Annotated in this window: 8 protein-coding genes; 6 read left to right on the top strand and 2 right to left on the bottom strand. The window is 58.4% G+C overall.

Annotation, left to right across the window (positions count from 1 at the left end; all coding sequences use genetic code 11):
• The 6 genes from J7396_RS21805 to J7396_RS21780 form a co-directional block, all read left to right on the top strand.
• Nucleotides 1-272 (top strand): single-stranded DNA-binding protein (locus J7396_RS21805; RefSeq protein ID WP_209262120.1); only part of this gene is annotated, 272 nt, incomplete at its 5' end.
• Between the two features lie 3 nt (nt 273-275).
• Nucleotides 276-482 (top strand): hypothetical protein, encoded by a 207-nt coding sequence (locus J7396_RS21800; protein ID WP_046932246.1) that lies wholly within the window; start codon nt 276-278, stop codon nt 480-482.
• The gene (locus J7396_RS21795) at nt 479-730 is read left to right on the top strand and encodes a hypothetical protein (RefSeq protein ID WP_046932247.1); all 252 of its coding nucleotides are present in this window, start codon (nt 479-481) and stop codon (nt 728-730) included. The genes J7396_RS21800 and J7396_RS21795 overlap by 4 nt, the downstream gene beginning before the upstream one ends.
• 131 nt (nt 731-861) lie before the next feature.
• Nucleotides 862-2,367, top strand: a complete 1,506-nt coding sequence (locus J7396_RS21790) for an A coat protein (RefSeq protein ID WP_209262119.1) — start codon at nt 862-864, stop codon at nt 2,365-2,367.
• A complete protein-coding gene (locus J7396_RS21785; protein WP_046932250.1) occupies nt 2,367-2,657 on the top strand; it encodes a DUF2523 family protein in 291 nt (96 codons plus the stop codon). The genes J7396_RS21790 and J7396_RS21785 overlap by 1 nt, the downstream gene beginning before the upstream one ends.
• Entirely contained in the window at nt 2,654-3,844 is a 1,191-nt protein-coding gene (locus J7396_RS21780; RefSeq protein ID WP_209262118.1) for a zonular occludens toxin domain-containing protein, read from the top strand. The genes J7396_RS21785 and J7396_RS21780 overlap by 4 nt, the downstream gene beginning before the upstream one ends.
• Before the next feature lie 26 nt (nt 3,845-3,870).
• Here J7396_RS21780 and J7396_RS21775 read toward each other — a convergent pair whose 3' ends face one another.
• The gene (locus J7396_RS21775; protein WP_046932276.1) at nt 3,871-4,173 is read right to left on the bottom strand and encodes a hypothetical protein; all 303 of its coding nucleotides are present in this window, start codon (nt 4,171-4,173) and stop codon (nt 3,871-3,873) included.
• Nucleotides 4,174-4,237: 64 nt separating this feature from the next.
• On the bottom strand, nt 4,238-4,621 hold the full coding sequence (locus J7396_RS21770) for a DUF3653 domain-containing protein (protein WP_209262117.1): 384 nt from the start codon (nt 4,619-4,621) through the stop codon (nt 4,238-4,240).
• Nucleotides 4,622-4,706: the final 85 nt, after the last annotated feature.

Genomic DNA, 4,706 nt, shown 5'->3' with positions numbered 1-4,706 from the left:
CTGTCGCCATCCGTTCGTTTCCCGCTCGCGATGGCAAGCCTGCAACGCACTTCCGCGAGCAGACCGCCGCCGTGTTGCGTGAGGGCGATTTCCCGCTGCCTTTCACCATCAGCCTTGACGAAGATCAAGCGCCATACGTCGAAGGTTTTTACGTCATTGATCCCAAGTCCATGCAGAACAACAAATACGGTGGCCTCGAGTTCGGCCGTCGCATTCGCCTCGTTGCCGATTCGACCGCCAAGGCTGTTCAGCCTGCGGCGCGGATCGCGTAAGACATGGCCCGCGTCCTCACATGCGTCACCTTCGATGAAGGCTCGGGCCAGTGCACGCAAGAGGTCTGGTTGGATCAATCCGACTGGACGCATTACCTACCCACCGTTGACCAGGCCAACGAGGTCGGCGCGGCGTTTTTCACCTCAGTGATGATCGTCGCCGTCGCAAAACGCCTGCTATTCCCACCTGAAGAGAGAGAGTTGAAATGAACCGTAAGAACCGTGAGTCCCTGATCTACCGCGCCAAGGCGCTTGCTTCGTCCGCTAAGGCTCGCGCCGTTGGCATGGTCGGCACCGTCTCTATGTTGCCGTCCCTGGCATTCGCGCAGGAGGCGACGTTCGATCCCGCCACCATCACCACCAAGATCGCGACCTACGCTGGGTTCGCTGTCGTGATCATTCTGGCAATGGCCGCCGCCGTGTGGGGCATGCGCGCTGCCGGCATCATTAAGAAGTAAGGCGCGGATCTGCTGATCTGATTGAGCAACAGGGGAGGGCGACCTCCCCTTTTTTATCGGGGAAACGCAATGGAAGGTCTTGTGATGTTGGCGTGGTGGGTCATTCTCACTTCTGTCGCTGCGAGGATGTAATGGGCTGGATAACTCGCTATTTCGCGCGCGCGATTGTTCGCCGTATCGCCTACGTCATCGTAGCCCTGGTGTTCGCTGCGCTGGGTATCGGCAATGCACGTGCAGACTGCTTTAACGATCTGAGTGATGACGGTTCAGTGGTGATGTGTGGTGATCAGGGCGAAGCCGCTGCTGGCGGTTACAGCGCTGCCAACAAGATCAAGGCTCAGGGGATCGGAGGTGTTGCTTCCAACAATCTTCGGATTGAAGGCCCGACCGAAGTCAACATGTCCAGCAGGACGCTGGTATACCGCATCATTTGGGCATCCCAGAATCAGTTGGTGGCGCGTGTAGCGCGAGGATGGCCTGAGGCCAAGTCCTGCTCTGATCGCAATGCCACGCCACTTGCAGATGCGGCGCTGAGCTATACAGAAGCGCCGTCGTGTTTCGGTGGGTGTTCGGTGCTTGGCAACCGTTTTAGTCAGGCCAATGGCGCTGTCAAGGTGTATGGCATGACGGATCGCATGTATAGCGGTGAAGTGTGCGTGGCTGCCAAGCCAAGCAACGACATTGGTGAGGTGAATCAGGAAAAGGAAGATGCCACCAAACCTAAGCCACCTGAGTGCACTGCTCTTGGTAGCAATCAGACTGCATGTGTCAAGTCCAATGGCGACACCTGCGCCACTTCATCAACCGGTAAAACTTTTTGCTGGAAGCCCGCCGAAACCGGTAAAAAAACAGACGCCAACGATGCACAGGTGAAATCTCCAAAGGGCGATCCGGTGACGCCGCCCGATATCAAAATTCCAGACAAGGACTGGCAACGCACCGAGGGCCATCAGCAGACCGCATGCGTCAACAATACGTGCAAGACCTACAACGTCACCAACTTCTCAAGCGTGCCTGGCGGCACTCAGAAAAACTCGACCGGTGATAACAATGCCGATGGCAGTGGCAATACCTCAGGCAACGGCAAGCCAGGCACGGGCAGCAGCGATGACGGCAAGGACGACGATAAGGACTCCGCTTCCGATAGCGGTAACTGCACCGTTGCGCCCATGTGTACAGGTGACACCCTCAAGTGCCTGCATTTGAAATTCACCTGGAAAACGCAATGCAACACCACCCAGAACGAGATTAGTAAGGGCAGCACATGCGATGCGGGCGATGTGCCTGTGTGTGCTGGCAACAGCTGCAAGGCAGAGCAGTACGCGCAGCTGCTCCAGCAGTGGCGCATGCGCTGCAATGGCGAGGCGCTGCAAAAAGGCGTTGAAGGCCTTGCCGGAACCGGTGACGGCGATGATGGCAAAGGCTCTATCCTGCTCGAAGAGAAGGGCGACGGTCCAAAGCTCAATGAGGGCCTCGTCGCCTATGGCGGCGGCTCTGGCGGGCTGGGCTACGACTTCGAAATCGAAGGCCAGAAATTCCAGATGCCGCAGCAGGTTCTAGATTTTCTACCTGTGCTGCGCATCCTCATCATCGCAGCTGCAACGCTTGTCGCGTTATCCATTATCAGGGGGTCCTAATGAGTCTTTTCACTGAGGGTCTTGGCGTCTGGCTTTCCAAGCTGGTCATCGAGAAGGCAGCGCGCTGGGTCACGAAGACCTTTATCGGTCTTGGCATTGGATTCGGCAGCTACGCGCTCATTCTGCAACCGCTGCTTGATTGGGCGATGGTCAAGTGGCAGTCCATGCCCGGAAATATCGCAGGGTGGCTGCACGCGATCGGCATCGATGTTGCCGTCTCCATCATTCTTAGCGCCTACGGCTTCAAGGGCACTGAGCGCTTATTCCTTCGCAAGCGGGACGTGGTATGACCATCTATAAAACAGCGGCCATGTCTCTTATCACTGGCATTCTCGGCAGTGGCAAGACCTTGCGTAGCGTCAACCTGATGAACGAGGCCATCAAAGAAGGCGAGAAGGTCTACCAATCCGGTTTCAAGGGGTTGGCCGTTCCTGGCGTGATTGATTGGGAGGATCCGCGCAAGTGGCAGGAGCTGCCTGCAGGCGCCATTCTCTTCGTCGATGAGGCGCAGAAGTGGTTTGGTGAAAGGCGGGCAGGGTATGCACCCGACTACCTCAAGGCGATGAACACGATGCGAGGCGAGGAGGGTGTTCGCATGGTGCTGCTCACCCAGCATCCCAAGTACCTGGACAGCCACATCAAGGATTTGGTGGGTTGCCATGAGCACTTGCTGCGCGAGTCCGGCAAGCTGTCGTCGAAGCTGTTTCGTAGTGATGAAATCATGGAGGATCCTCGTAGCCCGCGTGGTCGCTCCAAGGCCGATAGCGAGACCTTCAAGTTTCCTATCGAGACTGCCGGCAAGATGTATGTGTCTGCGAACAGTGATCACACGATCAAGTACCGCATGCCGGCCTTGGTCAAGAAGGCCATTCTGATCGGCTGCACGGGCGCGCTGTTGCTGGGTGGTGCGTGGTTCTTCCTGTTCAAGCGTGCCTATAGCGACATTGACGCTGCGAAGCAGCAGGGTGGCTCTGCCGGGCTCGCGGCGACTACGTCGACGCGCACCGGCAGTGCTACCCCTGCTGCGACCTCTGCGCCTGGTCGCCCCAGCATGCAGACAGGAAGTGACTACGTCGCCGCCATCACGCCACAGGTTCAGGACGTGCCCTGGTCAGCGCCGGCGTACATGGCCAGGCCGATCGTGTCGGATCCTCACGTGTATTGCATGAGCACGGCGAACAGCTGCCGTTGTGTGACCGAGCAGAACACGCGTGTGCCGATGCGCGATGACGTCTGCAGGGAGATTGCCCGCAATGGCGAGCCATACAACCCGTTCAAGGCTCCTGAGCGTGTCGCTACGCGCACCGTCGCCGAAGCTGCTCAATCAGAGCACTCGCAACCCGGCGCCGTGCCTGGCGCCTCACATGCTGTTCCAGCGGCATTGCTGCAGAAGCAGATCAGGTCGCAGGGCACGTTCCCCGAATCGCCTGGCTACCAGACTCAGACGTATACGAGGGCAACAACCCTGGAAATGTAATTTCGTGATGCATCACGAAACAAGGCTTAAGGTTGGTCGCAACGCATCGCGGAGCCTTGGCGCGTCAGTGATTCAAAGCCATGTTCTGTCTTGATCAGCAAGCGGCCGCCCTGGCATCGCACGGTGTCCGGCCAATACATCACGTCTTTCGGCAACTCTAGGTTCTGCGTCTCAGTGATGACGTGCGTTTCGACCGTAGGAGGCGGGCAGGGTTGCCTATCGTTTCTCTCTTGCGTCAGTGCGCTCTTGTTGGCCACCAGTCCGAACGTGGTGCCTACCAGCGCCAGCCCTGCTATGAACGTCGAGATCTGCCAGCCTGCCTTGTCCATCATCGCCTCCGTGAGAATCCGGCGATTGTAGGGGTGTAGGGGCAGAGCCCCTACGGATAACGCCTCACCCGCGCCGTGGACCTCGTGGCCCACGTGTTTGCCGGACCACCCGTGATCTATCGGCGGACCCCGCATCAGCCACCACTGAAGACCGCTTTTCACGCCTGCGCCGGAGCACGTCCCGCAGGTAGATCACTTCGGCGCCTCGAGACAAACGAGACCCCGGAACCCTTGTGGCAGTAGGCTTTCGCGGATTCGCCGATCGCGCGTTTCTCTCGATGGACATCATCATTGACCACTCGCGTGCTATGGCGCACGTCAGCGCCCAGTACCGCATATCGCATGGCTCTATGTCGTGGCCTTCGGGAGTGAAGAATCGGTGTCCCTGGAAACCAAAACCGGCCCAAGGGCCGGTCAGGTCTACGCGTTCGTAGGTGTCTATCGTCATCCGGTCCGCTTCCTGTGGAGGGACCAGCATTGATAGGCCGCCAGGGCGCACAGGAGCGTCAACAGCACACTTCGCATAATGTATA

The organism is Xanthomonas sp. A1809 (assembly GCF_017746015.1).
Taxonomy (GTDB): Bacteria; Pseudomonadota; Gammaproteobacteria; order Xanthomonadales; family Xanthomonadaceae; genus Xanthomonas; species Xanthomonas euvesicatoria.
Note: the sequence above shows the minus strand (reverse complement) of the source record. Positions and strands in the feature narration are given on the sequence as shown.

What these genes read in the sequence shown, in the direction of transcription:
- J7396_RS21800 (WP_046932246.1), top strand. Translation starts at nt 276, where the DNA reads ATGGCCCGCGTCCTCACATGCGTCACCTTCGATGAAGGCTCGGGCCAG.
- J7396_RS21795 (WP_046932247.1), top strand. Translation starts at nt 479, where the DNA reads ATGAACCGTAAGAACCGTGAGTCCCTGATCTACCGCGCCAAGGCGCTT.
- J7396_RS21790 (WP_209262119.1), top strand. Translation starts at nt 862, where the DNA reads ATGGGCTGGATAACTCGCTATTTCGCGCGCGCGATTGTTCGCCGTATC.
- J7396_RS21785 (WP_046932250.1), top strand. Translation starts at nt 2,367, where the DNA reads ATGAGTCTTTTCACTGAGGGTCTTGGCGTCTGGCTTTCCAAGCTGGTC.
- J7396_RS21780 (WP_209262118.1), top strand. Translation starts at nt 2,654, where the DNA reads ATGACCATCTATAAAACAGCGGCCATGTCTCTTATCACTGGCATTCTC.
- J7396_RS21775 (WP_046932276.1), bottom strand. Translation starts at nt 4,173, where the DNA reads ATGGACAAGGCAGGCTGGCAGATCTCGACGTTCATAGCAGGGCTGGCG.
- J7396_RS21770 (WP_209262117.1), bottom strand. Translation starts at nt 4,621, where the DNA reads ATGACGATAGACACCTACGAACGCGTAGACCTGACCGGCCCTTGGGCC.